This window comes from Thermosynechococcus sp. TG215, assembly GCF_031583455.1.
Taxonomy (GTDB): Bacteria; Cyanobacteriota; Cyanobacteriia; order Thermosynechococcales; family Thermosynechococcaceae; genus Thermosynechococcus.
The window spans coordinates 1,617,810-1,643,426 of sequence record NZ_CP134178.1 but is presented as its reverse complement, the minus strand read 5'-3'; the positions used below and the strand labels follow the sequence as shown (position 1 = coordinate 1,643,426).

Genomic DNA, 25,617 nt, shown 5'->3' with positions numbered 1-25,617 from the left:
CTAGCGCATGTTTTGAGGAGTGACCCATGACACCTCGCTATCTCACCAGTCTTGCCCTTGCTGCACTCACTCTCAATCTCGGGGGTATGGCGCTTGCCCAGACTGCAAACACGAATAACCCAATGGAAGGCTGGCAACAAAACGGCAATGCCAATGATTTGGGAAGTATTCTTAATCCCCAGAATGGCAACTTTTCCGTGCCCGGACTGATGAATCGCCTGCGTTTGATCGATGGTCGCGATCCCAACGAAGTAGTGGCGGATCAAATGGAAAATCTTAATGCTGAAGCAGAGGCCTTTCGCAAACGACAGCAGCAACAATTTCAAAATCTAACGGTTACGCCCTAGGACGGGGATGGTATGTCCCCAAGGGTATTGATTTTGGGCTTAGGTCATTGGGGACAAACACTGGCATACCTATTTGAGCAACAGGGCTGCAGGGTCTCCTGCTGGGGGCGATCGCAGGGGGCACTCTCGGCTGCTCTTTTCCAAGAGATTCACTTATTGGTTTCGGCTCTCCCCATCAAAGCGGTACGGGAAGTCGCTGCCCAAGTGGCCGCCCTCAAGCCCCCCCTAGACACCATCCTTGTCAGTGCCACCAAGGGTTTAGAAGCAGAAACCTTTGCCACAGCAGCGGATATTTGGCAAACCTACTGCCCGCATCACGATCTCGTCGTTCTTTCTGGCCCCAACTTGGCCGGTGAAATTCAACAGGGACTACCGGCAGCGGCAGTGGTGGGGGGAAAGCCAGCAGCCACCAAGCCAGTGCAAGACTGTTTGGGCAGTACCACCTTTCGCCTCTATAGCAATGAGGATCGGCGGGGTGTGGAAATGGGGGGCATCTTCAAAAATGTGATTGCGATCGCCTGTGGCGTCAATGATGGTCTGGGTCTTGGCGTCAATGCCCGCTCTGCCCTGATTACCCGAGGACTGGTGGAAATGGTGCGGGTGGGTACCCACTGGGGCGGACAAGTGGAAACTTTCTACGGCCTTTCAGGGTTAGGGGATCTCCTCGCCACCTGTACCAGCGCCCTAAGTCGCAACTATCAAGTGGGGTGGCATCTTGCCCAGGGTCAATCCCTCTCCCAAGCCCTAGCGCTGACCAAGGGGACGGCTGAAGGGGTGAACACTGCTCGCGTGCTCTGCACCTATGCCCAGCAGCACCAGTTAGATATCCCGATTACGGCGATGGTGAATGCCGTTCTTAGTGGCCATCTCACTCCCCAAGCTGCCCTCAACTGTCTTTTGGAGCGTCCCTTCAAGCCGGAGATTATTCCTGGTCAGTAGCTTCAGTCCTTGGCTGTGAACTTGCCCAAGGTGCCGGCAGCGCCGCAGGAGCCGTTTCACTGACGGGAATGGCCACAGGGGGACGGTCAAGACTGAGCATCAAACCAACTGCCGTTGGCTCAATCGGTAGAGGAGATACCGCTGGCTCAATGCCGGCAGGACTGGTGATAGCCACAGGCAGACTGGAGAAGGGATTGGGAATTAGACCCGTCAGCATTGCCACGAAGGATGCCGCTAGGGTTGCTCCTGCACTCCCTAAGACCCAAATACGACGGGGGCGATGGGCCTTAGCAATCACTTCAGCGGCCAAACGATCCGCTGGACAGGGGGTCAAGGGTACGGGCAGTTCTTGCATCTGTTGCTTGAGGGTCAGGAGTCGCTGATAGAGGCGTTGGCCTTCGGGGTCAGTGGCCAGCCATGCTTCCACCTGTTGCCGTTCTGCAGCCGTCACTTCACCATCGAGGTAGGCGCTCAGGAGTTCAAAGGTATCGCGTTTGCAGTGATCCAGTTCGTCCATCATAGGGGTCTGTCCTTGCAGGAAAAGGGTAGGGGTGATTCGCATCAGGTTGAAGGGAGATCGAGGTGGGGTTGGAGTTCTAGTTGGAGTCGCTGTCGGGCACGGGCGATTCGCGATTTCACGGTTCCGAGGGAAACCCCAGTGATTTGGGCAATTTCTTCGTAGGAGAGGCCTTCAATTTCCCGCAGAACAATCGTTGTCCGAAAGGTTGCCGGTAGGTTGGCGATCGCCCGCCGTAATTGATCATAGAATTCATCCGTACGCAACCGGTCATCGGGACTGGCATCACTGGCGGCAAGTTCCCAGCTCATTTCACCCTCTTGGGTTTTCAGGGGTGCATCCAGCGACAGGGGCGGTTGATGGCGTTTGCGTTTGCGCAACTCATCGTAAAACAAGTTGGTGGCAATGCGGCTGAGCCAACCCCGAAATTTGCTGGCGTCTTGGAGTTTGTGAATGTTGCGATAGACCCGAATCCAGACTTCTTGCACAAGGTCGGCGCGATCGTCCCAGTCGGGCGCGAGGTGATAGATAATTCGCTCCACATGGGATTGGTATCGCCGCAACAATTCAGTAAAGGCAGCACGATCTGGGGTTCTGCCGGCTTGACAGCGGACAACCAACTCTTGGGGTGTAAGTTTTGTCAGCGGCAGCGTCACCCGAGCACTGGTCTCCTCAACACGCGTCCAAGCAAGGGGAAGACTGGATGTCATGGATACAATCGACCTCAGACCAATCGCTTTTCATGACGCCCTTGCCCCCATGATGTTCCCTGATCCGTTATAGCTTGCCAAGGACATTGCCATGCATCCTGTTTTGGCTGCGAGTCTGTTAATGTTTCCTTAACGTTGGTGAATTTAGATTAAACTTTTTATTGTAGCGGCGATCGTTCTTTGGACGCGCTACGCAAATACTCAACGCGCGGCTCAATGTAACCCCTTATCACCGCCCCTCACCACCATGCTCTGGATCCGCATTGCCAGTGGACTTGTCGCGATCGCTCTCGCGCTGCTGATGACCTTTCTAGGCGGTTGGTATTTTTGTCTGGGCATTGGGGCACTGATTTATCTGGGTCAACTGGAATACTTTGAATTAGCCCGTGCCAAAGGGAGTGCGCCGGCGGCTAAAACCACCCTCGTGGTGAGTCAAGTGCTCCTGATCACCTCACTGCTGCGTCCAGACCTTGCGGATGCTGTCTTTCCCGTCGCAGGTACCTTCATTTGCTTCTACTTGCTATTTCAACCCAAGCTGGCCTCGATCGCCGACATTTCCACTTCAATCATGGGGCTATTTTACGGCGGCTATTTGCCAAGCTATTGGGTGCGCTTGCGGGGATTGGAGCAACAGGCAACATTACCTTTGGGAGGATTTTGGCCAGAGCAGTTTCAACTCACCGCTTTGCCCTTGGGGTTGCAGGTAACCCTCTTGGCCTTTGTCTGTATTTGGGCGGCAGATATTGGTGCCTATGCTGTTGGTAAGCTCTTTGGCCGGACACGGCTTTCCCACATCAGTCCCAAGAAAACCGTAGAAGGGGCAGTGTTTGGCGTTTTAGGGAGTTTAGGCGTCGCCCTTTGGGGAGCACATTCCCTCGGCTGGCCACTCCCTTGGCTTTTGGGTGCAATGTTTGGCCTCATGATTGGCATTGCCAGTCTATTGGGGGACTTAACGGAGTCAATGATGAAACGGGATGCCGGCGTCAAAGATTCTGGCCAGTTGATTCCCGGGCATGGCGGCATTTTGGATCGCGCCGATAGCTATGTTTTTACGGCACCCCTTGTGTTTTACTTTGTGACGTTACTATTGCCCTTGTGTCAATGAGTTTCTTGCCATTCAATCTACCAAAATTCGCCGCAGTGCTCCGTCTATACCGCAAAGCGGTTAGGTAGTGGTGAGGCGGCGGGCGACCATAGGGAGCAGTCACTCAATCTCAGCTTGTTGCTGGATATATTGAGCTAGCACCGAACATCGGGTGCGACTGATAGCTATAGTCCACTCATGATCACCCTGACGTACGAGTACAAACTAAAACTAACCCAGCAGCAGGCTAAGCAGATCGACTACGATCTAGACGTGTGTCGCCAAGTTTGAAATGATGCGCTGAGGGAGCGCAAAGACTGGATTGCTGCGCGCAAATGTCCAGTCAATGCCTGCTCTGTGCCTAGCGAGTACATCATCCCAGCGGATGCCCCCTACCCCAGCTTCAACGTGCAGTGCCAAGGATTAACCCAAGCAAAGCAGACCAACCCTGATTTAGCGTCGGTTAACGCCCAAGCATTGCAGCAAGTCTTGAAGCGGGTGGTTGGCCTCGATGTTGGCCTGGAATACTTTCTCTCCACCTCGGACGGACTTCAACTAGCATGGCCTAGGTTTTTCGTAGAGATGCTGTGAACGGGGAATCTCCTGCTATACGCCTAGCCTTAGCGGGATGAGCGTCAATGAGAACGGGGCTCAGCCTGTCCAGAGGTACTTGATCGTCGGCCTAAAGATCAGGAAAGACAACCCGCACATCAGGATGGACTAAATGGTGCTGCTTGACCACTAGACCCTTGGCAAGGGCAGGGGAGAGTTCGAGGGCGCGATCGCCATGATCGGCGAGGCAAAGAATATAGGGCAAGGTGCTATTCGTCAGGGCTTGGGTGGCTGTCCAAGGCACAGCTCCCGGCATATTCGGCACGCCATAGTGAACCACACCAAAGGCGGTATAGGTGGGGTTGGAATGGGTCGTGGGTCGCAGCGTTTCCACACAGCCCCCTTGATCCACGGCCACATCAATGATCACAGCGCCGGGGCGCATCGTTTGCACAAGGGACTTGGGCACCAAACAGGGAGGACGCTGACCCGGCACAAGGACAGCACCAATCACTAAGTCCGCTTGGGGCAATAGCTCAGCAATGAGGTGAGAACTGCTGTAGAGGTACTCCACCCGGGCGCCAAAGAGGGTTTCTAGGTACTTGAGACGCTCGACATTAATATCGAGAATGCTCACCTGTGCCCCCAAACCCACAGCCATCCGCGCCGCCTCTGTGCCGACGACACCGCCCCCTAAAATGACAACCCGCCCCGGCCGCACCCCCGGAATGCCACTGAGGAGCACTCCCCGCCCCCCTTGGGTACGCTCTAGGAAGCGGGCACCAAACTGCACTGCCAAGCGACCGGCAATCATGCTCATGGGGGTTAGCAGCGGGAAGCTGCGTTGGTGATGATGCGTTTCTTCAACACTTTCATAGGCGATCGCGGTAATCCCCGATTCCAACAGAGCCACCGTCAGCTCCCGACTAGCGGCAAGGTGCAAGTAGGTAAAGAGCAGTTGGCCAGAACGCAAATAGCGATACTCCGAGGGCAAGGGTTCCTTGACTTTGACCACCAGTTGGGCATCCCACGCCGCTTGGGCCGTGGCCACAATTTGGGCCCCTGCGGCAACATAGGCCTCATCGAGAAAGCCTGAACCCACCCCCGCGCCACTTTCAATGAGAACCTCATGACCGCGCTCCCGCAGACTTTGCACCCCTGCTGGCGTCAGACCGACGCGGAATTCTTGATCCTTCATTTCTTTGGGGACACCGATACGCATGGCCAACCTATTCTCCGAGGTCTAGAAATTGATAACTACCAAAGACTTTCAAGACATCTGTAGCGTCCTTAAGCGCCAGGAGACAATCAGCCACCACATCAGGGCGACCATTCACCTCTAAGTCAACAAAGAAGAGATAATCCCCCAAAGCACGTTTGCTGGGGCGCGATTCAATGCGGCTGAGGTTAATCTGGCGATCGCTAAAGAGTTGCAGCACCTTGAGCAGGGCACCGGGGGCATTGGCCTTCAGGCTAAAGGCAATGGAAGTGTGGGTATCCCCCGGCTGGGGCCAGCCGTCCCCCTGTTGGCGACTCACCACCCAAAACCGCGTGCAATTGTCGGGAATATCCTGAATTTCGGTGGCGACAATGGGTAGTTGATGGAGTTGGGCGGCTCGCACGGAGGCGATCGCCGCCACCCGATCGGATTGAGCCACGTATTGCAGCCCTTCGGCGGTGGAGGTCACCGGACATTGGCGAGCATGGGAAAGATGGGCTTGTAACCAGCGCTGGCACTGCCCGAGAGCTTGGGGATGGGAATAGACCGCTTGAATTTGGGCGAAATCTGTGGTTTGGGCAATGAAGGCATGGACAATGGGGCGGATAAAGGCGTACTGAATGTGCAGCGTATCCAGTCGCCATAGTGAATCAAGGGTAATGTTGACACTGCCCTCAACGGAATTTTCACTGGGGACTAGCGCCAAATCCAACTCGCCGGCGGCCAACGCCTCCAAACAGCCAGCGATCGTCGTCAAAGGAATCAGCGTCAGGGGTTCTCCCTGTTGCCATTGGGCGTAGCTTTGAGCGGCTTCTTCACTGTAGGTGCCCACTGGGCCAAGATAACCCAGCTTCACCATAGAAGATCCAGACAAGGGGGGCAAAGACTCAAGGACACATCCTCACAAGGGATTTGCAAAAGGGTCTAATGAATGAGTTAGACGTAAGCCGGGTTCTGTTCAAAGGGTGGTTATCTATCTGGGACACTTGTTACCAAGTGCCTCTAGCGGCTCTGGCTAGCAAAGAACTGGGGAAAAGACCAACCCTAGTTCCTTAGCGCTAGCACACCTTGCTTCCAGCCGGGGTTTACCGAGCCAACACCTCTCGATGTTGCTGGTGCGCTCTTACCGCACCGTTGCACCCTTGCCTGTGAGGTTTCCCTCCATCGGCGGTATATTTCTGTGGCACTATCCTCGCGGTCACCCGCACTGGGCGTTACCCAGCAAGCTTGGTCTTTCGGAAGCCCGGACTTTCCTCAGGAGTGAGAGACTCCCGCAACCACCACGCTAACTCATTCAGTTTTATTGTACTAGGGGCGCTTGGGCAATACTCCCTAGACCAACGGCAGATAATACGGCGACCCATTCACTGCGGGCTAGGTTCCGTGTGGCTTCATTCCCTTGCAGCTCGGCCAAAATCGCCAAGGTTTCGTACCAAAGGCCTGCATCAACTGCTGCCCCAAGGCGATCGCCCCCACTCTTGCCCTGAAGTTGCTTTGCCAAATCCGTGGCCGGCTGCACCCGCGAAATCACGCCACTGACAGAGATAAAGGCGGAGGGATCATCGGCATCAGCACCACACAGTAGGGTAAAGGTCCAGCGGTAGTCTTGGCCGGGTTGGAGTTGCACATTGGGCTTCAGTGCCAGAATCCCCGGTTCAGCGGGTAGATCCACCACCATTGTTGCTAGGGGACGATGCTCAGCATCAGCAATCACCACTTCCCCCTGCGTGGCTTTGCTCTTGGGCACAAAAACAAAGAGGGTTGGTGTCGCCACAGCCGTTTGGCCAAGGTGGGTATCAGGGAGTAAGGCGGTTAAACGTTCACTGCCGCTAACACAGGCTCCACGGGTTGCCCCCCCAAAGCGACTACCGGGAACACCACGGTTCGGCAGATTCGCCCGCAGTCGCGCCACAAGACTGGAAGGCTGGCTCACCACAGGCGTCGTTCCCTGAGCAAGGCTGAGAGAACCAAGGGACAACAGAAAGAGGGGCACCGCAGGTACAAGGGCAAGGTAGGAACGCATGGCCAAACTCCTAAGAAGAATAGCTCTACCCTAGCCCTAGGGAGTCGGCCTTGGCAGTGAACTCGCTTACCGTTGGGGTGTGATTGCGATCGCTTGCTCTAGGCAGTGGCACTGGCCAACTGCCGCAAAATCTTGAGCGCCTCATCTACGTGGGCTTTGAAGTTGAGCATAGAGTCAAAAACGTAGCGCACCACACCCTCTTGATCAATGACATAGGTGACTCGCCCCGGAAAGAGACCAAAGAGCGAAGAGGCACCATACTGCTGGCGAACCTTGTTGCCGGGATCACTGAGGACGAGAAAGGGGAGTTGGTGATTTTTCTGGAAGCCCTGCTGCCGCTCCACGGGGTCGCCACTAATGCCAATCACTTCAGCGCCCAGTTCTTGGAAAACACTGTAGGCATCGCGAAAGGCACAGGCTTGAATCGTGCAGCCGGGGGTTTCTGAGGCGGGGTAAAAGTAGAGGACAACGTTCTTTTTGCCACGAAAGTCGGAGAGCTTCACCTTGCGGCCATTGGCAGCCGTGAGTTCAAAATCAGGGGCGCGATCGCCCACTTGAATTGCTGTGGCCATACTCTCGCTAATTGCCTCCCAACCACTTTTGGCCATTCAGGCGCTGCATCACCCCAAAGACCAGTAGATCAAGCGTTACTTTACGCTCATCCCCCAAAAATGGCTCAATGGTGCTGGGGGCAATGCCACCGCTGCTACAGACAAAAGCCTTCGGCCCTTGGATATCCCCCTCTAGGAAGTAGAGGCGAAACTGATACATTCCCTTGCCCCACTCACCCATCACGGTATTCTCCTCTAGGCGCAGACTCACATCCCCCACTTTGGCGCTGAGGGCGTTCTGGAGAGCAGGCAAAAAAGCCTCATTAATAAACTCAGCAAAGGGTTTATCCTCAATGGCGGGGGGCTTTTCTTTTTTGGGGGCTTGGGTGGGCGTCTCTTCTGCCATAGCGCTGCTATAGGGTACCATTTCCTCTGCATGATAGCACTCTCCCTTGCAGGCAACGGCCATGGGGCAATTAGAATTACGACGCCCAACGATTAAGGATTTAGATAGCATCGTTCAACTGGATCAGGTGTGTCTGGGGGGCTTTTGGTCGCACCAAGGCTATGCCCGTGAGTTGGAGAATCCGCAACATACGCTGCTGGTGGTGGCCACCCTTGATGGGGTGTGGGGCTGTGGCGTGAGCTGGGGGATTGCCGATGAATTGCACCTGGTGCTGTTGATGGTGCATCCGCAGTACCGGCGGCAGGGGTTAGCAGGGTTACTCCTATGTCGGCTCTTGCAACTGGGGCATCAAGGGGGCGATCGCCAGTGGGCAACGTTGGAAGTACGCGCCAGCAATGCAGCCGCCCAACAACTCTATCAGCGCTTTGGCTTTGAACTGGTCGGACGGCGTCCCCACTACTACGAGAACCCCCCAGAGGATGCCCTGATTCTTTGGCGCAATCACCTCAATACTCCCGAAATGGGGCAGGAACTTGAGCGGCACTGGCAGCACTGGCGATCGCGGGTTGAGGCGCAAGGTTGGTCGCTCATCGATGACACCTAGAGAGCCGAGGGGTGACATATTGCGCTTTGTTACGGCGCTTTCCCCGACCCTTGGGCTGGCGAACGATAATGAAAGGGACACGTTTGGGAGACTTGTCCCATGAACTTGCTGGAACAGTTGCGACAAATGACAGTTGTGGTCGCCGATACGGGAGACATCCTCGCCATCGAAAAATTCACCCCCCGTGATGCCACCACCAATCCCTCGTTGATTACGGCTGCTGCCCAAATGAAGGAGTACCAGCCCATTGTGGATGAAACCCTGCGCAAAGCCAAAGCTGATTTGGGGTCTGGTGCTACTCCCCGTGAGATTGTCTCCCTTGCTGTGGATCGCTTGGCGGTGGCCTTTGGCTTGAAAATTTTGCAAATTATCCCCGGTCGGGTCTCAACGGAAGTAGATGCGCGGCTCTCCTACGATACAGAAGCTACAGTGCAAAAGGCGCGGGAGTTGATTGGCCAATACGAAGCCGCAGGCGTGGGGCGCGATCGCGTGCTGATTAAAATTGCCTCGACCTGGGAAGGCATCCGCGCTGCCGAAATTCTCGAAAAAGAGGGCATTCACTGTAATTTAACCCTACTGTTTGGCTTCCATCAGGCGATCGCCTGTGCTGAGGCGGGTGTGACATTGATTTCCCCCTTTGTTGGGCGCATTCTCGACTGGTACAAGAAAAAAACAGGTCGTGCCGAGTATCCAGGGCCTGAGGATCCAGGGGTGATTTCCGTCACCAAAATCTACAACTACTACAAGAAATTCGGCTACCCCACGGAAGTGATGGGCGCCAGCTTCCGCAACATTGGCGAAATTATTGAACTGGCGGGTTGTGATCTGCTGACGATTTCACCGGCACTGCTACAGGAGCTGCAAAACACCAGTGGCGAGCTAAAACGCAAACTGGATCCGGCGATCGCTGCCACCCTTGACATTGAAAAAGTCGCTATGGATGAAGCCACCTTCCGCAAGATGCACGCGGCTGATGAGATGGCCAGTGAAAAACTGGATGAGGGCATTAAGGGCTTCACCAAGGCACTGGAGACCCTTGAGGATCTCTTGACGCAGCGACTGACCCGCCTTGAAGGGGCGGAAACCCTCACCCATGCAGCAGAAGAACTCTTCCATGTCTATGACCTCGATGGCGATGGCATTATTACCCGCGAAGAGTGGCTGGGAACGGATGCAGTGTTTGATGCCCTCGATGCCAACCACGATGGTAAGGTGACCCCGGAGGACATGGGAGCAGGCTTGGGGGTGGTGCTGCACTTGGCCAAGGCCAAATAACAAAGACCAACTTGGCAGTCTTGCATCAGCATCCTCTGTGCGTCACAGTGGAAGAAGCGTTCATAGCTGATGCACCAACGATGTCTGATACTTCTCCCTCCTTTCAGCAATTTCTCAGGGATTGTGAGCAATTGGGGCTACTGCGCCTTGTGGTTACAAACGAAACTGCCGTTCTGGAGGTGCGATCGCCCCTCACCAAGGTTTTCTATGCTGAACTGCCCAAGGGGCGCTATGCCAATATGCACACGGAGGACTTTGAGTTTCACTTGAATATGGATCAGGTGGCCAAAATTCGCTTTGAGGAAGGGCAAGCCAAGCGGGGCAACTTTCCTACCTACGCCATTCGCTTTCTCGATGCCAATGAGAAATCCGTCCTCAGTGCCTTTTTGCAGTGGGGTAAGCGCGGTGAATACGCCGCAGGTCAAGTGGCAGCTTGGCACGCCCTGCGGGAACGCTACGGTACAGAGTGGCAACCCGTGGTGGCCGCCCTTGAGGCAAAAGCGTCCAGCGCAACCCATGGATAGGGATCTATGAGAGTCGTTGTAACCGGTGCTACTGGATTTGTCGGGCAGCAGGTCGTCAGCGCCCTCAGCGATCGCGGCGATCACGTGGTTGCCTTAGTACGCTCCCCGGCGAAAGCCGCCAAACAATTCGCTGGCATGACCCATGTTGAATGGGTGGGCTATACCCCCAAAGCCGCTGGGGACTGGTTTGCTGCCCTTGAGGGGGCGGATGCAGTAATTAACTTGGCAGGAGAACCCCTTGCCAATGGTCGCTGGACAGCGCAGCGCAAACAGGAGATCTACGATAGCCGGGTTGTCGGCACACAGCAGTTGGTGCGGGCGATCGCCCAATGTCAACAGCGCCCGCGGGTATTGGTCTCGACCTCTGCCATTGGCTACTACGGCACTAGCGATACAGAAACGTTTGTCGAAACCCATGCAGCGGGAAATGATTTTCTGGCCAAGGTCTGTGTGGACTGGGAAGCGGCTGCCCAAGGGGTAACGGATTTAGGGGTGCGGTTCGTGATTCTGCGTTTTGGCATTGTCCTCGGCGAGCAGGGGGCACTGGCCAAGCTCCTATTGCCCTTTCAGTTATACCTAGGGGGGCTCCTTGGGTCGGGTCAGCAGTGGTTTTCGTGGATCCATCAGCAGGATTTAGTGCGCCTGATTCTGGCCGCAGTGGATCAAGCGGGAATGCAGGGGGTTTACAATGCCACCGCCCCAGAGCCACTGACGATGGCGGACTTTTGCCGGGTATTAGGAGAGGTGATGCAGCGCCCCTCTTGGTTGTCTGTGCCCGCCGCCGTTCTCCAATTGCTGCTGGGGGAAGGTGCCGATGTGGTGCTCAAGGGGCAGCGGGTCTTGCCAGAGCGGACGCTGGCTACGGGATTTCAATTTGACTACCCCAACGCCAAGGCAGCTCTCACCAACCTCCTCAAACCACGATATACTGATGGTTCCCGCTAGTTTGGTGCAAGATGGTGGAATTGACCCCCGCAGCCATTCAAGAGTTGGAACGTCTCCAAGCCCATGGCGTCAGTCGAGGCCAAGCAGCCATTCTACGGATTCAGGTGCAACCTAGTACCTGCGGTGACTGGCGCTACGATCTTGCCCTTGTGACCGAACCCGAGCCGACGGATGTGCTCACCCAGTCCCAAGGCTGGACGATCGCGATCGCGGCGGAAGCGGCTGAGATGTTGCGGGGGTTGCGGGTGGATTACATCGAAGACTTAATGGGGGGCGCTTTTCGCTTCCACAATCCCAATGCCAGTCAAACCTGTGGCTGTGGCATGGCCTTTCGGGTGAGCGGATCGTAGGTTTCAGAAATCACTATGGGCAATACGTTTGGGCATCTCTTTCGCGTCACCACCTTTGGTGAATCCCACGGGGGCGGTGTAGGGGTGGTTGTGGATGGCTGCCCTCCCCGATTGGAACTGTCAGAAGCGGATATTCAAAAGGAACTGGATCGCCGCCGCCCCGGCCAAAGTCGGCTCACGACCCCTCGCCAAGAGAGCGATCGCTGTGAAATTCTCTCCGGTGTCTTTGAGGGCAAAACCCTCGGCACGCCCATTGCGATTCTGGTGCGCAACAAGGACACTCGCCCCGAAGATTATGCCGAAATGGCACGGGTCTATCGTCCCTCCCATGCAGATGCTACCTATGACGGCAAATACGGGATTCGCAACTGGCAAGGGGGGGGCCGTGCCTCGGCACGGGAAACCATTGGGCGTGTGGCCGCGGGGGCGATCGCCCGCAAAATTCTGGCTCAAGTCGCGGGTACCGAAATCATTGCCTACGTCAAGCGGGTCAAGGACATTGAAGCCGTTGTTGATCCTGATACCGTGGCAGCGGCTGCCGTTGAGGCGAATATCATGCGCTGTCCCGATGCCACCACCGCAGAAAAGATGATTGCCCTTGTGGATGAGGTGCGGCGGCAAGCCAACTCCATTGGCGGTGTCATTGAGTGCGTGGTTCGCAATGTGCCTGTCGGCCTAGGCTCCCCCGTCTTTGACAAACTAGAAGCAGATCTTGCCAAGGGGGTGATGTCGCTGCCCGCCAGTAAGGGCTTTGAAATTGGTTCTGGCTTTGCCGGTACCCTGCTCACGGGTCAAGAGCACAATGACGAGTTTTATACCGATGAACAGGGAAGAATTCGCACCCGCACCAATCGCTCTGGGGGGGTTCAGGGGGGCATCTCCAATGGCGAAAACATTATTTTGCGGGTAGCTTTTAAGCCCACCGCCACCATTGGTCAAGCCCAGAAAACCGTGAACCAAGCGGGTGAAGAAACCATGCTAGCGGCAAAAGGGCGGCATGATCCCTGTGTGTTACCGCGAGCGGTGCCGATGGTCGAGGCAATGGTAGCTCTCGTTCTCTGTGACCATCTGCTCCGGGATCATGCCCAGTGTCATCTGCTGTTTTAGCGACTGCGATTGAGGGCAATCAGTAACCGCAGGATAAAGATAAACAGGTTGATGTAGGTCAGGTACATCGAAAGGGCAGCAGAGAGGTACTGATCATCGCGGTAGGTACGGGGCAGCACAAAGAAGTCCACCACCGCAGCCCCCACAAAGAGCACGACACCAATGCCAGAAATCGCAATTTCCAGAAACGTGGGTGTAAAGACACCAAAGAAGCTGAAGACTAACTGGAGAACGAGCACCACCAGCAGGGCAATAATCCCCAGTTGTACCGTTTTGGCAAGGGCAAAACCATCACGTTCCGACAGATTGGAACCAATGGGACTAGCGGCCATAAAGGTAATGCCACAGCCACCAGCGGCAATGATGATCCCCATAATGCCCACGGTGCTGAGGGCAAGGGCAATCAATCCAGAGAGCGTATAACCCGACAGCAAACTGTAGGTGGCCAACAGGGGTAGGGCTAGCCCATTATTCCCTTTGCGAGCGGCTCCCTGTGCCACAAAAAAGAGGACAAGTTCAGCAATAATGGCAACAATGAATGTGGGCATGAACAGTTGAGGTGCGGCGCTGATGACGCCGAGGCCACCCCAGCTACCCACCGCCGTCAGGACGAGGCCACCACCGACAAAGGGCAGGGCATTGCGAATCACATTAGGCCCTACAATCGCGCTACTACGCGCCTCGCGAATCGCCTCTTGAAAATTACTGGTACTACTCACGGGAATCCTCCAAGGGTGGTGAATAGACAACACAGCCAGATGGCATAGTTCTATTGTGCCAAAATTCCCAAGGGCACCTAGCTGGCAACAACCACGGAGACCTCTGGTGGCGGGGCGGTTATCTCTAATGGCGGATAGAATTGGGTCAAGACACTCAAGGATAGATGCTCCACCGTTGGGTAGTATCCCAGCCATCGACTGGCTAACTGGGCAAATTGTTCGGGTATCCCACTGACATAAAAGTGCACTTGGCCTTGGGGGCAAGGAGTCGCTAAATTCATGGCCTCTAGTTTGCGCACTGTTGCACGGGCAACGGCATGGGCAGGATCAAGGTGATGAACCGTTGCGGGCAAATACTGCTCAATCACAGGGCGCAGGTGGGGGTAATGGGTGCAACCATAAATGAGGGTATCGGGGTCAAATTGAGCTAGGGGGTTTAGGGTCTGACAAACAATGCGGTGGACGCGATCGCCCTCTAGGCAATTGCTTTCCACAAGGGGGACAAACTCAGGGCAAGCCACTTGAGCGATCGCCACTGTGGGTGAGAGTTCCTGAAGTGCCCGTGCATAGGCACCGCTTTTAACCGTTGCGGGGGTAGCAATGACACCAATGCGCTTTCCCAGCGTGACCGCCATCTTGGCAGCGGGGACAATCAAGCCAAGGATCGGAAAGGGAAACTCACTGCGAACCTGTGCCAAGGCAAGGGCTGAACTGGTGTTGCAGGCCATCACCGCCATCTTGACGCCTTGGGAATGCATCCACGCCAAAATCTCCCGCACATATTGCAGGATTTCACTGCGGCGGCGAGTTCCATAGGGCAACCGTGCTGTATCCCCAAAGTAGAGAAACGATTCTTGGGGTAAAAGGCGTTGGAGTGCCTGTAAAACCGTTAAGCCGCCCACCCCACTGTCAAACACGCCAATCGCTCCCAGAGGATTTAGCCCTAGGGATGTCTTGTGCCAGTTGTCCACTCGAACCTCGACCTCACACCAACAAAAATGACATTGCCCCGTTCAGCAAGAGGGCAACCACAGCCAATCTACTGCCCTTTTTACGGAGATGGGACACGCTCAAAACCGCGAGATCTCCTTGATGGACTCTAGGTCATAGAAAAGGGCTGTAGTGCCACTCTAGCAGGTTTTGCTAAGAAGCGAATGATTGACGCTAAGACTGAACATCGGGTGCTATACATTGAATCACAGAGCACCCGTGGCTGTAGGGTTGGTCACCCCCTGTGGGGAAGTTATGGTGTGAGGATAGGAAAAACAATGCTCAGTCAGGAACAGCTCACCAGTTCCCAGGAGTGTGAGCGCGCATGGATTGAAATTGATTTGGCGGCCTTGGCAGCGAATACCCAACATCTTCGCCAATGGCTGGCACCAACAACGGAACTTTTAGCCGTGGTGAAAGCAGATGCCTATGGTCATGGTGCCCTCACGGTGGCACAGACGGTTTTAGCCCACGGTGCAACTTGGCTAGGGGTGGCAACAATCCCCGAAGGGATTGCCCTACGGCAGGCGGGGATTACAGCGCCAATTTTGGTCTTGGGATCCGTCAATTTGCCCGTGCAGGTGCAGATGATGGCCGAGTGGCAGCTTCAGCCCACCCTCTCTACACCCAAGCAAGCCTTGATTTTCTCTGACTACGCTGATCACCGGCGGGAACCTCTTGATGTCCATTTGATGATTGATACAGGCATGTCCCGCTTGGGCTGTCCGTGGCAGAATGCAGTCGAATTTGTGCAGTTTGTGCAGCGGTTACCCCACCTGCGCATCCAAGGAATCTATTCTCACTTTGCCAGTGCCGATGACACCGATCCCAGTTTGATGTGGCAGCAGCAGGCCTATTTTGAACAGGTGTGGGAACAGATTTCGGCCCTAGGTTTAGGGGCTGTGCGCCGTCACATGGCGAATTCGGCAGCCACCTTGGCCAACCGCAGTAGTCACTATGACATGGTGCGCGTTGGTTTGAGTCTCTACGGCGTGTATCCGGCGCCCCATTTACGGGGGGTGGTGCCGCTGCGACCAGTGATGCAAGTGCGATCGCGCATTACCCTGTTGAAGGAGATTCCCGCCCATACGGGCATTAGCTATGGCCACCAATTCATTGCCCCCAAGCCGATGAAAATTGCCGTTGTGGGCATTGGCTACGCTGATGGGGTGCCCCGCCTTCTTTCCAACAAGCTCGAAGTCTTGGTTCAGGGAAAACGGGTGCGCCAAGTGGGGGCTATTACGATGGATCAACTGATGATTGATGTCAGTGACATTGATGGCCTTCAGGAGGGGGATGTGGTGACCCTTCTTGGCGAAGATGGCGGGGACTGCCTAACCGTAGAAACTTGGGCGGACACCCTAGGCACAATTACTTGGGAAATTCTCTGTGGCTTCAAGAACCGCTTGCCGCGTATTCCCGTATCCTAAAATTTCGCTACTCTCCTTCAGAGGTGAGTTCGCCAATGTCCTCAAACCAAAGCTGGGGATGCTGCGTAATAAAGTCCCGCATTAACTGCTGGCATCGCTCCAAGTTCAGGTCAATCACCTCAACGCCGTGGGCTGCCATGAACTCCCGCGCCCCCGGAAAGGTCTGGGATTCACCCGCAATCACTTTTTTGATGCCAAACTGCACCACAGCACCCGCACAGAGATAGCAGGGCATTAGGGTTGAGTACAGCACCGTATCCCCATAGCGACCGATGCGACCCGCATTGGCCAGACAGTCAATCTCCGCATGCAGAATCGGACTGCCCCGCTGCACCCGTTGGTTGTGGCCGCGACCAATGATTTGGCCATTGCGCACCAAGACCGAGCCAATCGGAATGCCACCTTCTCTGAGTCCTTGTTCTGCCTCGGCGATCGCCGCCGCCATAAATTCATCCATGATTGTCCGCCTGAGCAAATGTTCATTCCTAGTAAACGTCTTTTTCTGAACGGGTGTCTAGTCTTGGTATGATGCAAGCCAGAATCTGGTGGTATCAGTGTCCATGATCAAGTTTTTGGTAACGGGTGGGGGTGGTTTTATTGGCGCCAACTTTGTGCGCTTAGCCCTTACGGAAGGCTGGGGGGCGGTACTCAACCTCGATAAAGTGACCTATGCCTGTCACCCCGGCACTTTGGCCATGCTCGAGCAATTGCCCAATTATCAATTTGTCAAGGGGGATGTGGGCGATCGCCCCCTTGTCCAAGAGCTATTGCAAACGTTTCAGCCCGATGCCGTGATTCACTTTGCTGCCGAAAGCCATGTCGATCGCTCCATTAATAGTCCCCAAGACTTTATCCAAACCAATGTTGTGGGCACCGCCAATCTCCTAGAGGAGGTCAAAACCTACTGGCAGCAGTTACCCACTGGAGCACAGGAGCAGTTCCGCTTCATTCATATTTCCACCGATGAAGTCTATGGCAGCCTTGGCCCTGAGGATCCGCCCTTTCGTGAAGACAGCCCCTATGCCCCCAACAGCCCCTATGCCGCCTCAAAGGCTGCCTCAGATCACTTGGTGCGAGCTTACCACCACACCTACGGTCTGCCCACCCTGACATCGAATTGCTCCAACAACTATGGTCCCTACCAGTTTCCCGAAAAGCTGATTCCGCTGGTGATCTGCCAAGCCCTAGCGGGGCAACCGCTGCCGATATATGGCGATGGTCAAAATGTGCGGGATTGGCTCTACGTTGAAGATCACTGCCGTGCGGTCTATACCGTTTGGCAAAAGGGTCAGGTGGGGGAAACCTACAACATTGGTGGCAACTGCGAAAAGCCGAACCTTGAGGTCGTGCAAACCCTCTGCGATCTGCTGCAAACCCTTGTGCCTCGCGCTGATTTGAATTACTGCAGCTTGATTACCTTTGTGAGCGATCGCCCCGGTCACGATCGCCGCTACGCCATTGACGCCTGTAAAATTCAGCGGGAACTGGGGTGGCAGCCCCAAGAAACGTTTGGCAGTGGCCTTGAAAAAACCGTGCAGTGGTATCTTGCCCATCAAGACTGGGTGGAAGCAGCGCGCACCGCCGACTACAGTGCTTGGCTGGCAACCCACTATGGCAGCGTTCTTAGTCATTGCCCATGAAAGGAATTATTTTGGCTGGTGGCTCTGGAACCCGCCTCTATCCCCTGACACAGGTGCTCAGTAAACAACTGATGCCCATTTATGACAAGCCAATGATTTACTATCCCCTCTCAATTCTGATGCTGGCGGGGATTCGGGAGATCCTCATTATTTCTACCCCAGAGCACCTCTATCTTTTTGAAAAGCTTCTAGGGGATGGTCATCAGTGGGGCTTGTCCCTCAGCTATTGTGTGCAGCCTCAGCCCAATGGTCTCGCGGAAGCTTTTATCCTAGGGCGGGAGTTTTTACAAGGAGAACCCGTCTGCCTCACCCTTGGGGATAATCTACTCTACGGCCATGATTTACCCCAAAAATTGCAACAGGGGGCGCAATTGACGGAAGGGGCAATGATTTTTGGCTATCGGGTGGCCAATCCGCAGCAGTACGGTGTGATTGAGTTTGATGCCAGCGGTCGCGTCCTCGGCATTGAGGAAAAGCCAGCGGTGCCCAAGTCCAACTATGCGGTGCCCGGCATCTATTTCTATGACCATCAAGTGTGCGATCTGGCAGCCCAGCTTCAACCATCGGCGCGGGGGGAACTGGAAATCACCGATCTCAACCGCCTCTACCTTGAAAAGGGACAACTGCGGGTGGAATTGCTGGGACGCGGCTATGCGTGGCTGGATACGGGTACCCATGATCTGCTGCAACAGGCCAGCAGCTTTATTCGCACACTGGAGGAACGGCAGGGGGTGAAAATTGCCTGCTTAGAGGAAATTGCTCTGCATCAGGGCTACATTACCCCAGAGCAACTTTATGAACTCGCCCAACCCCTGCGCAAAAGTAGCTACGGTCAATATCTCTTGCAGGTGTGGGCAGAAGTCACTGGAGGCAGTCATGCTTAAGGTACAACCGCTAGCGATCGCTGACGTTCTGCTCTTGGAACCCCGTGTCTTTCGCGATCAGCGGGGCTTTTTCCTAGAAAGCTTTAATCAGCGGGCTTTTATGGCCGCTACAGGCTTAGAGGTGACCTTTGTCCAAGACAATCACTCTGCCTCACAACAGGGCGTGCTACGGGGATTACACTACCAGCACCAACAGCCCCAGGGCAAACTCATTCGCGTGATCGAGGGGGAAATTTTCGATGTCGCAGTCGATTTGCGGCGCTCTTCGCCCACCTGTGGCCAATGGGTGGGGACTTGGCTGAGTGCGCAGACCTTCCGGCAACTGTGGATTCCCCCTGGCTTTGCCCATGGTTTCTGGGTGCAATCAGCCACTGCCCAAGTGCTCTACAAAACAACGGACTACTACAATCCGGGGGATGAATATACGCTGCTGTGGAATGATCCAACCGTCGGCATTCAATGGCCGATCGACAGCGAACCCCTCCTTTCTGCCAAGGATCAGCAGGGCAAGTCGTTCAACGAACTTCCCCTATTTGCTTGAGATAAAAAATCCCTCCCCAATTGGAGAGGGACACTCAGACGAGGATACGATTAGGCTCTACAGAGCGTTACCACGGGGGAGTACCTCTTCTGGGAAGACAAAGTTTTCATGGGGTTGGTCTTGGGGCGCCATCCAAGCGCGAATGCCCTCGTTCAAGAGCAGGTTCTTCGTGTAGAACGTCTCAAACTCAGGGTCTTCCGCTGCCCGAATCTCCTGCGAAATAAAGTCGTAAGACCGCAGGTTCAACGCCAGACCCACCACGCCAATCGCACTCATCCACAGCCCCGTCACGGGCACAAACAACATGAAAAAGTGCAACCAGCGCTTGTTCGAGAAGGCAATGCCAAAAATTTGGCTCCAGAACCGGTTGGCCGTCACCATCGAGTAGGTCTCTTCCGATTGGGTGGGGCTAAAGGCACGGAAGGTGCTGGCGCCTTCGCCATCTTGGAAGAGGGTGTTCTCCACTGTGGCACCGTGGATGGCACACAACAGGGCACCGCCGAGCACACCGGCCACCCCCATCATGTGGAAGGGGTTCAAAGTCCAGTTGTGAAACCCTTGGAAGAACAGCAGGAAGCGGAAGATGGCAGCCACGCCAAAGCTGGGGGCAAAGAACCAACTGGATTGCCCCAAAGGATACATCAAGAAGACGCTGACAAAAACGGCAATGGGGGCACTGAAGGCAATGGCGTTGTAGGGACGGATGCCCACCAAGCGAGCAATTTCAAATTGCCGCAGCATGAAGCCAATGAGGCCAAAGGCGCCGTGGAGGGCGATAAAGGTCCACAGACCGCCCAGTTGGCACCAGCGGGTGAAGTCCCCTTGGGCTTCGGGACCCCAGAGGAGCAGGAGGGAGTGCCCCATGCTGTTGGCGGGGGTGGAAACGGCAACGGTGAGGAAGTTGCAGCCTTCGAGGTAGCTGGAGGCGAGGCCGTGGGTGTACCAAGAGGTCACAAAGGTGGTACCGGTCAGCCAGCCCCCGAGGGCAAGGTAGGCGCAGGGAAACAGCAGGATGCCTGACCAGCCGACAAAGACAAATCTGTCACGCTTGAGCCAGTCGTCGAGGATGTCAAACCATCCCCGTTCTGCTGGCGCTCGTCCAATTGCGATCGTCATAAAACTCAACTCCGAAAGGAAGTGATAAAGGCAGATTCGTGAGGTAGCTCAATGGGACGATAAGAGCCAAGTTTACGAATCTTAATAACGACTCTAATCTAGCAAAGGCGTTTTGTGGTTTTCAACAAGGCATACCTCGTCGAGGAACTGTGTATCTAGGGTATAGCCCTTTTCCAAACCATGGCAGAACATAGCGAGCTGTCGTCCCTCCTAGGAAGCTGTTTTGCTCACGGTGTTCAATTCCTGTGAAAAGGGTTGTAAGATACTCGGTGTTTCTTGCCCTGAATTCTGCCCTATGGGTCGCTCAATTCTAATTCCCGCCATTCCCGTAAAGGTCTCTGTTCTTGGCTTTCCCCTTCATTTGGTGGACAACGCTCCTGAGTGGCTGCTAATGCAACAGCGGGATGGCCATGGTCAGCACGTGATCACGCTCAATTCAGAGATGGTGATGCTGGCGGAGCGAACACCAGAGTTTGCTGATGTTTTACACCGTGCTGATTTGGTGATTCCCGATGGATCGGGGGTCATTCTCTACCTCAAGTTGCATGGCCTCTCGGTGCGCCGTCTGCCGGGGATTGAATTTGCCGAAGACCTCCTGCGACTTGCCAATGAGGCGCCCCAGCCCAAGCGGGTCTTCTTCTATGGGGCAGCGCCGGGGGTGGCAGAAAAAGTGGCTGAGCGCTGGCATCGAGAGTTGCCCAACCTGAACATTATTGGTGTGCAGTCAGGCTACCACGATGCCGATACAGAGGTTGCTCTCATTGAAACGCTAAAGGAGACACAACCCCACATTATTTTTGTGGCTTTGGGAGTTCCCCGTCAGGAATATTGGATTGATCGCCATCGTCACATTTGTCCAGAAGCGATTTGGGTTGGCGTGGGCGGTAGTTTTGATGTGTGGGCAGGGGTTAAAAAGCGAGCACCCAAGCTAATGCAAAAACTCCATCTAGAATGGCTCTACCGTCTGTATCAGGAACCGTGGCGCTGGCGGCGGATGTTGGCTTTGCCCCAATTTGCATGGAAGGCGCTTCTAAGTCGTTTGTATGGGCGACAGCGTTTCTCGTCCCGATGACAGCAGTGACCCCAGTGGTACCCCCCTGCGAACCCACCTCTGAGGGGGTAATCGTTGCAGAACTGTGGCAAGTCACGAAGTCCTTTGGTGGCACTTTGCCCTGCTTACATCGCGTCAATTTACAACTGCGACGGGGAGAGTTTTATTTTCTCACGGGTGCTTCGGGGTCGGGTAAATCTACCCTCTTAAAACTCCTCTGTGGCCAAGTTCGCCCAGATCAGGGCATAGTTCGCCTCTTTGGTGAGGAAGTCAATCCCCAACAGGATCGACGGATGGCACAGTTGCGGCGGCGCTTGGGGGTAATCTTTCAAGACTTTAAGCTGCTGGGCGATCGCTCCGTGGCAGACAATGTGGCTTTTGCGCTGCTGGTGCGCGGTATTCCCAAAGCAGAAATTCAGCAGCGGGTACAAACGGTGCTCAAACTGGTGGGCCTGAGCCACAAAGCCAATGCCAATCCCCAATCTCTATCGGGGGGAGAGCAGCAGCGGGTGAGCATTGCTCGGGCGATCGTTGGTGGGCCTGAGCTATTGCTGGCGGATGAACCCACGGGCAATCTGGATCCGCAAACCAGCCAGCAAATTCTTGCTCTGCTCCATCGCCTCCATCAACATGGGCTAACGGTTCTCTTTACCACCCATGACTTAGCCTTGACTCGCTTAGTCCCCCATCGGATTCTCCATTTGCACCATGGCAAACTTGAGTCCCTTACCCACCCTTGACTTTTTGCTTCCAGAAGTGCGCCGCAGTCTCTGGCGCGGTGGTTGGCTCAATGGCGCAGCCGTTATTGCTGTGGCCGTGACGCTCTTTATTTTTGGTTGGGGCTGGCAAGTGTCGCACCTCCTTGGCGCTAGTGTCGAGTCCTTGGGCAATCGGCTAGAAATTACGGCCTATGTGTCGCCTGAACTTCCCGCAGCCAAAGTGGCCAGCCTTAAGGAGCAGTTGGCGGCATTACCGGGGGTAGCCGACTTCACTTGGATTGATCGCGATCGCGCTTGGGCACAATTGCAAGCTGATTTAGGCCTCAAAAGTGAACAGGGTGGCTTAGCCCTCTTTGACACCAATCCCCTCAGCGATGAAATCAAGATCCGCGCCCAAAGCCTCGAACAGGTGGCTCCCCTAGCCAGCCAAATTGCCCAAAAGGAAGGCATTGAGTCGGTGCAGTATCTTGAGCGTGCCCTAACGGGTCTGCAAAGTGTGCAGCGGGTAGTGCGGGCAGTCACGTTCATTTTGGTGCTGCTCCTGAGTTTAACGGTAGTTGCCTTAGTGAGCGCCATTTTACGGTTGATTATCCTTGTGCGCCAACCTGAAATTGAGATCATGACATTGGTGGGCGCCACCCAAACTTGGATTTATACCCCCCTATTTATTCAAGCCGCTAGTCTAGGTGGCGGCGGTGGTTTACTGGCGTGGATAGTTGGCTGGGGCAGTAGTCAACAGCTTCAGCAGTGGTTAACCCAACAGGCCAGTTTTCGCGCCCTTGCCAGCAATGTTTCCCTTGAATGGTCGCTGGGCTTGGGGGTGTTCCTGATCATCATTGGGGTAATTTTGGGGCTAGTGAGTACCCGATTGGCACTGCCAACCACCTCTCAGCGGTAGGCGGCTATGCCACAATAAATGGGGCAATGACGATTGATTCTAAGGGCTATGGCACAATTTACGGCTGACGAGAAAGCAATTGTTCAAAATTATTTCAACACGACCGGCTTCGATCGCTGGCGGCGCATCTATGGCACGGATCAGGTCAGCAAGGTGCAAGCGGATATCCGCATGGGACACCAACAGACCATTGATACGGTACTAGCATGGCTCAAGGCTGATGGCTCCCTCAAGGGTAAACTCATTTGTGATGCGGGCTGTGGGGTTGGTAGTCTGAGCATTCCCCTTGCAGAATTGGGGGCACGGGTCTATGCCAGTGACATTTCCGAGAAGATGGTGGCCGAAGCCCGCGATCGCGCCGCTGCTCAATTGAATGGCCACCATGAACTCATCCTCAGTGTCAGTGATCTTGAAGTCCTGCGGGGACAATACCATACCGTCATCTGCCTTGATGTCCTCATCCACTATCCCGACAGCCAAATGGCAGGGATGCTAGCCCACTTGAGTTCCTTGGCGATGGAGCGACTGATCCTCAGCTTTGCCCCCAAAACACCAAAATATACGCTGCTGAAAAAAATTGGTGAATTCTTCCCCGGCTCCAGCAAGGCCACCCGTGCCTATCTCCACAGTGAGGAATTTATTGTGGGGATTTTGCGAGACTTGGGTTGGCGGATTGAACGCAATGCCATGACCAAAACCCGCTTTTACTTTTCGCGACTCCTAGAAGCAGTGCGCGCCTAGATGACGAACCTCAACCTCAGCTTGGCGGATCTGCAAGCCTTGGGGCGCCAGTGGGGGACATGGCTGCCGCCGGGGACAGTGCTCTTGTTAGCGGGGGATCTAGGGGCAGGGAAAACCACGTTTGTGCAAGCCTTGGGGGAGGGATTGGGCATTGCGGATGTCATCCAAAGCCCCACTTTCACGCTGATTCAGGAATACCCCGAAGGGCGTGTGCCCCTCTATCACTTTGATCTCTATCGCCTTACCCCTGCTGAAGTGGCGGAGTTGGCACCGGAACGTTATTGGCTTGGGGAAGAAATTGATCTCGGAATTGTTGCCATAGAGTGGCCCGATCGCCTGCCAACGCTACCCCCAGACTACCTTAGGCTCCAGCTTCAACGACAGCAGGATCGCACCTGTCTAACTCTAGAGGCTGTAGGGGCAGCGACATCGCTGTTGCCCAAATGCTTAAATCTTTGAGGGCGCGATCGCGATAAGCGGCATAGCGCAAGGCCTTTTGCCGAACGTTTTGCTCTAGGGGTGGCAGAATACCAAAGTTGGGGGGCATGGGCTGGAAGGTTTTGCTCTCCGCCGTACTGATGTAGTGGAAGAGGGCACCGGCCATCGTGGTTGGCGGCAATACCAAGGGTAGGAGTCCTTGTGCCAAGCGAGCCGCGTTCGTTCCTGCTAACCAGCCCCCCGCCGCTGCTGCTGTATACCCTTCGGTACCGGTAATTTGACCCGCCGCCAAGAGGGTGGGGCGATCGCGAAACTGGAGACTGGCACTCAACAACTTCGGCGCATTTAAGAAGGTATTGCGGTGCATCACCCCCATGCGCACAAACTCCGCCTGCTCTAAGCCCGGAATCATCCGAAACACCCGCTGTTGCTCCCCCCAGCGCAAATTGGTTTGAAAGCCCACCAAGTTCCACAGTTGACCATGGCGATCCTCTTGGCGCAGTTGTGCCACCGCATAGGGACGCTCTCCCGTACGCGGATCTCGCAAGCCCACGGGTTTCAAAGGTCCAAAGCGCAGCGTATCCACCCCCCGCCGCGCCAACTCCTCTACGGGTAAGCAAGCCTCAAAAAATTGAGCATTCTCACGCTCAAAGTCCTTCAAGGGTGCCTGTTCAGCTTCACAGAGAGCCTGCCAAAAGCGCTGATATTCCTCAGCAGTGAAGGGACAGTTGAGATAGGCTGCTTCCCCGCGGTCGTAGCGGGAGGCCAAAAAGGCCACCTCACGGTTAATGGACTCCCCAACCACAATTGGGCTGGCAGCATCGAAAAAGCTGAGGTAGTCCAGTCCGGTAAAGCGTTGGAGATCCGCACTCAGCGCCTCACTGGTAAGCGGCCCGGTGGCTAGCACGACAATCCCGGTCTCTGGCAAATGGGGGAGTTCTTCGCGCCGCAATGTCACAAGGGGATGCCGTTCGAGGGTTTCAGTCAACTCACGACTAAACTGGGCACGATCCACCGCTAGAGCACCGCCGGCAGGCACTTGATGGCGATCGGCAGTGGCAATAATCAACGACCCGAGGGCACGCAGTTCATGGTGCAATAACCCCGTGGCGCGATCGCTGGCCTTGGCACCAAAGGAATTACTGCACACCAACTCTGCCAACTCCGCCGTATGGTGAGCTGGACTAGGCACATGGGGGCGCATTTCATACAGCACCACCGGCACACCCGCTCGAACAATTTGCCAAGCCGCTTCTGTACCCGCTAGACCACCACCAATGACCGTAATCGGTTCCAT

30 protein-coding genes and 1 other RNA gene are annotated in these 25,617 nt (G+C 55.2%); 18 read left to right on the top strand and 13 right to left on the bottom strand.

What is annotated here, in order from left to right; all coding sequences use genetic code 11:
• The first annotated feature begins 26 nt into the window (after positions 1-26).
• The gene (locus RHJ02_RS07985; RefSeq protein ID WP_310742869.1) at positions 27-347 is read left to right on the top strand and encodes a hypothetical protein; all 321 of its coding nucleotides are present in this window, start codon (positions 27-29) and stop codon (positions 345-347) included.
• Between the two features lie 12 nt (positions 348-359).
• Positions 360-1,286 (top strand): NAD(P)H-dependent glycerol-3-phosphate dehydrogenase, encoded by a 927-nt coding sequence (locus RHJ02_RS07980; RefSeq protein WP_206199714.1) that lies wholly within the window; start codon positions 360-362, stop codon positions 1,284-1,286.
• On the opposite strand, the gene RHJ02_RS07975 is transcribed toward RHJ02_RS07980, so the two are convergent.
• The gene (locus tag RHJ02_RS07975; protein WP_225901533.1) at positions 1,270-1,806 is read right to left on the bottom strand and encodes an anti-sigma factor; all 537 of its coding nucleotides are present in this window, start codon (positions 1,804-1,806) and stop codon (positions 1,270-1,272) included. The genes RHJ02_RS07980 and RHJ02_RS07975 overlap by 17 nt on opposite strands.
• Positions 1,807-1,847: 41 nt before the next feature.
• Positions 1,848-2,513 carry a sigma-70 family RNA polymerase sigma factor gene (locus tag RHJ02_RS07970; protein ID WP_206199712.1) on the bottom strand — a complete coding sequence of 222 codons (666 nt, stop codon included), beginning with the start codon at positions 2,511-2,513 and terminating at the stop codon, positions 1,848-1,850.
• A 247-nt stretch (positions 2,514-2,760) separates the two neighbouring features.
• Between RHJ02_RS07970 and RHJ02_RS07965 the strand changes: the two genes are divergently transcribed.
• Positions 2,761-3,618 (top strand): phosphatidate cytidylyltransferase, encoded by an 858-nt coding sequence (locus RHJ02_RS07965; protein ID WP_149821646.1) that lies wholly within the window; start codon positions 2,761-2,763, stop codon positions 3,616-3,618.
• 661 nt (positions 3,619-4,279) lie between these two features.
• On the opposite strand, the gene ald is transcribed toward RHJ02_RS07965, so the two are convergent.
• From ald to RHJ02_RS07935, 6 genes are all read right to left on the bottom strand, one after another.
• Positions 4,280-5,371 (bottom strand): alanine dehydrogenase, encoded by a 1,092-nt coding sequence (gene ald, locus RHJ02_RS07960; protein WP_206199711.1) that lies wholly within the window; start codon positions 5,369-5,371, stop codon positions 4,280-4,282.
• Positions 5,372-5,378: 7 nt separating this feature from the next.
• Positions 5,379-6,227, bottom strand: a complete 849-nt coding sequence (pheA, locus tag RHJ02_RS07955) for a prephenate dehydratase (protein ID WP_206199710.1) — start codon at positions 6,225-6,227, stop codon at positions 5,379-5,381.
• A 69-nt stretch (positions 6,228-6,296) separates the two neighbouring features.
• Positions 6,297-6,661: RNase P RNA component class A (rnpB, locus tag RHJ02_RS07950), an RNA gene on the bottom strand.
• 7 nt (positions 6,662-6,668) lie between these two features.
• On the bottom strand, positions 6,669-7,391 hold the full coding sequence (locus RHJ02_RS07945) for a DUF928 domain-containing protein (RefSeq protein WP_206199709.1): 723 nt from the start codon (positions 7,389-7,391) through the stop codon (positions 6,669-6,671).
• A gap of 98 nt (positions 7,392-7,489) precedes the next feature.
• Positions 7,490-7,999: a peroxiredoxin gene (locus RHJ02_RS07940; protein WP_310742866.1), complete on the bottom strand. Its 510-nt coding sequence runs from the start codon at positions 7,997-7,999 to the stop codon at positions 7,490-7,492.
• Complete coding sequence (locus tag RHJ02_RS07935; protein ID WP_310445776.1) at positions 7,971-8,348, bottom strand: DUF2996 domain-containing protein; 378 nt, start codon at positions 8,346-8,348, stop codon at positions 7,971-7,973. The genes RHJ02_RS07940 and RHJ02_RS07935 overlap by 29 nt, the downstream gene beginning before the upstream one ends.
• 61 nt (positions 8,349-8,409) lie before the next feature.
• Here RHJ02_RS07935 and rimI point away from each other — a divergent pair, with 61 nt between their 5' ends.
• From rimI to aroC, 6 genes are all read left to right on the top strand, one after another.
• Positions 8,410-8,952, top strand: coding sequence for a ribosomal protein S18-alanine N-acetyltransferase (rimI, locus tag RHJ02_RS07930; RefSeq protein WP_310742865.1), 543 nt, complete (start codon positions 8,410-8,412; stop codon positions 8,950-8,952).
• A gap of 99 nt (positions 8,953-9,051) precedes the next feature.
• Positions 9,052-10,227, top strand: coding sequence for a transaldolase (locus tag RHJ02_RS07925; protein WP_206199707.1), 1,176 nt, complete (start codon positions 9,052-9,054; stop codon positions 10,225-10,227).
• 80 nt (positions 10,228-10,307) lie between these two features.
• A complete protein-coding gene (locus tag RHJ02_RS07920; RefSeq protein WP_310800104.1) occupies positions 10,308-10,751 on the top strand; it encodes a ChuX/HutX family heme-like substrate-binding protein in 444 nt (147 codons plus the stop codon).
• A gap of 6 nt (positions 10,752-10,757) precedes the next feature.
• Entirely contained in the window at positions 10,758-11,696 is a 939-nt protein-coding gene (locus tag RHJ02_RS07915) for a TIGR01777 family oxidoreductase (RefSeq protein WP_310800103.1), read from the top strand.
• Positions 11,697-11,707: 11 nt separating this feature from the next.
• Positions 11,708-12,046, top strand: coding sequence for an iron-sulfur cluster assembly accessory protein (locus RHJ02_RS07910; protein ID WP_206199704.1), 339 nt, complete (start codon positions 11,708-11,710; stop codon positions 12,044-12,046).
• 15 nt (positions 12,047-12,061) lie between these two features.
• Positions 12,062-13,153: a chorismate synthase gene (aroC, locus tag RHJ02_RS07905; protein ID WP_206199703.1), complete on the top strand. Its 1,092-nt coding sequence runs from the start codon at positions 12,062-12,064 to the stop codon at positions 13,151-13,153.
• Here aroC and RHJ02_RS07900 read toward each other — a convergent pair.
• Both RHJ02_RS07900 and murI read right to left on the bottom strand, forming a co-directional pair.
• The gene (locus RHJ02_RS07900; RefSeq protein WP_206199702.1) at positions 13,150-13,872 is read right to left on the bottom strand and encodes a Bax inhibitor-1 family protein; all 723 of its coding nucleotides are present in this window, start codon (positions 13,870-13,872) and stop codon (positions 13,150-13,152) included. The two genes, aroC and RHJ02_RS07900, sit on opposite strands and share 4 nt — an antisense overlap.
• A gap of 77 nt (positions 13,873-13,949) precedes the next feature.
• Entirely contained in the window at positions 13,950-14,843 is an 894-nt protein-coding gene (gene murI, locus RHJ02_RS07895) for a glutamate racemase (protein ID WP_310800102.1), read from the bottom strand.
• A gap of 297 nt (positions 14,844-15,140) precedes the next feature.
• Between murI and alr the strand changes: the two genes are divergently transcribed.
• Positions 15,141-16,292 (top strand): alanine racemase, encoded by a 1,152-nt coding sequence (gene alr, locus RHJ02_RS07890; RefSeq protein WP_206199700.1) that lies wholly within the window; start codon positions 15,141-15,143, stop codon positions 16,290-16,292.
• 7 nt (positions 16,293-16,299) lie between these two features.
• Here the strand turns inward: alr and RHJ02_RS07885 are convergent, their stop codons facing one another.
• Positions 16,300-16,749: a nucleoside deaminase gene (locus RHJ02_RS07885; RefSeq protein ID WP_310800101.1), complete on the bottom strand. Its 450-nt coding sequence runs from the start codon at positions 16,747-16,749 to the stop codon at positions 16,300-16,302.
• 103 nt (positions 16,750-16,852) lie between these two features.
• On the opposite strand from RHJ02_RS07885, the gene rfbB reads away from it, so the two are divergent.
• The 3 genes from rfbB to rfbC are packed head-to-tail and all read left to right on the top strand — an operon-like array spanning position 16,853 to position 19,357.
• Entirely contained in the window at positions 16,853-17,932 is a 1,080-nt protein-coding gene (gene rfbB / locus RHJ02_RS07880) for a dTDP-glucose 4,6-dehydratase (protein ID WP_310800100.1), read from the top strand.
• Complete coding sequence (rfbA, locus tag RHJ02_RS07875) at positions 17,929-18,816, top strand: glucose-1-phosphate thymidylyltransferase RfbA (protein ID WP_206199697.1); 888 nt, start codon at positions 17,929-17,931, stop codon at positions 18,814-18,816. The genes rfbB and rfbA overlap by 4 nt, the downstream gene beginning before the upstream one ends.
• Positions 18,809-19,357: a dTDP-4-dehydrorhamnose 3,5-epimerase gene (gene rfbC, locus RHJ02_RS07870; protein WP_206199696.1), complete on the top strand. Its 549-nt coding sequence runs from the start codon at positions 18,809-18,811 to the stop codon at positions 19,355-19,357. Before rfbA ends, rfbC begins: the two co-directional genes overlap by 8 nt.
• 57 nt (positions 19,358-19,414) lie before the next feature.
• Here the strand turns inward: rfbC and psbD are convergent, their stop codons facing one another.
• Positions 19,415-20,473, bottom strand: a complete 1,059-nt coding sequence (gene psbD, locus RHJ02_RS07865; protein WP_206199695.1) for a photosystem II D2 protein (photosystem q(a) protein) — start codon at positions 20,471-20,473, stop codon at positions 19,415-19,417.
• 295 nt (positions 20,474-20,768) lie between these two features.
• On the opposite strand from psbD, the gene RHJ02_RS07860 reads away from it, so the two are divergent.
• The 5 genes from RHJ02_RS07860 to tsaE are packed head-to-tail and all read left to right on the top strand — an operon-like array spanning position 20,769 to position 24,341.
• Complete coding sequence (locus RHJ02_RS07860) at positions 20,769-21,545, top strand: WecB/TagA/CpsF family glycosyltransferase (protein WP_310800099.1); 777 nt, start codon at positions 20,769-20,771, stop codon at positions 21,543-21,545.
• A complete protein-coding gene (ftsE, locus tag RHJ02_RS07855) occupies positions 21,542-22,264 on the top strand; it encodes a cell division ATP-binding protein FtsE (protein WP_225901530.1) in 723 nt (240 codons plus the stop codon). Before RHJ02_RS07860 ends, ftsE begins: the two co-directional genes overlap by 4 nt.
• Positions 22,233-23,141: an ABC transporter permease gene (locus tag RHJ02_RS07850; RefSeq protein WP_206199693.1), complete on the top strand. Its 909-nt coding sequence runs from the start codon at positions 22,233-22,235 to the stop codon at positions 23,139-23,141. The genes ftsE and RHJ02_RS07850 overlap by 32 nt, the downstream gene beginning before the upstream one ends.
• 48 nt (positions 23,142-23,189) lie before the next feature.
• Positions 23,190-23,882 (top strand): magnesium protoporphyrin IX methyltransferase, encoded by a 693-nt coding sequence (gene bchM / locus RHJ02_RS07845; protein ID WP_206199692.1) that lies wholly within the window; start codon positions 23,190-23,192, stop codon positions 23,880-23,882.
• Positions 23,883-24,341 carry a tRNA (adenosine(37)-N6)-threonylcarbamoyltransferase complex ATPase subunit type 1 TsaE gene (gene tsaE / locus RHJ02_RS07840; RefSeq protein ID WP_206199691.1) on the top strand — a complete coding sequence of 153 codons (459 nt, stop codon included), beginning with the start codon at positions 23,883-23,885 and terminating at the stop codon, positions 24,339-24,341.
• On the opposite strand, the gene trmFO is transcribed toward tsaE, so the two are convergent.
• Entirely contained in the window at positions 24,244-25,617 is a 1,374-nt protein-coding gene (trmFO, locus tag RHJ02_RS07835; protein WP_310800098.1) for an FADH(2)-oxidizing methylenetetrahydrofolate--tRNA-(uracil(54)-C(5))-methyltransferase TrmFO, read from the bottom strand. The genes tsaE and trmFO overlap by 98 nt on opposite strands.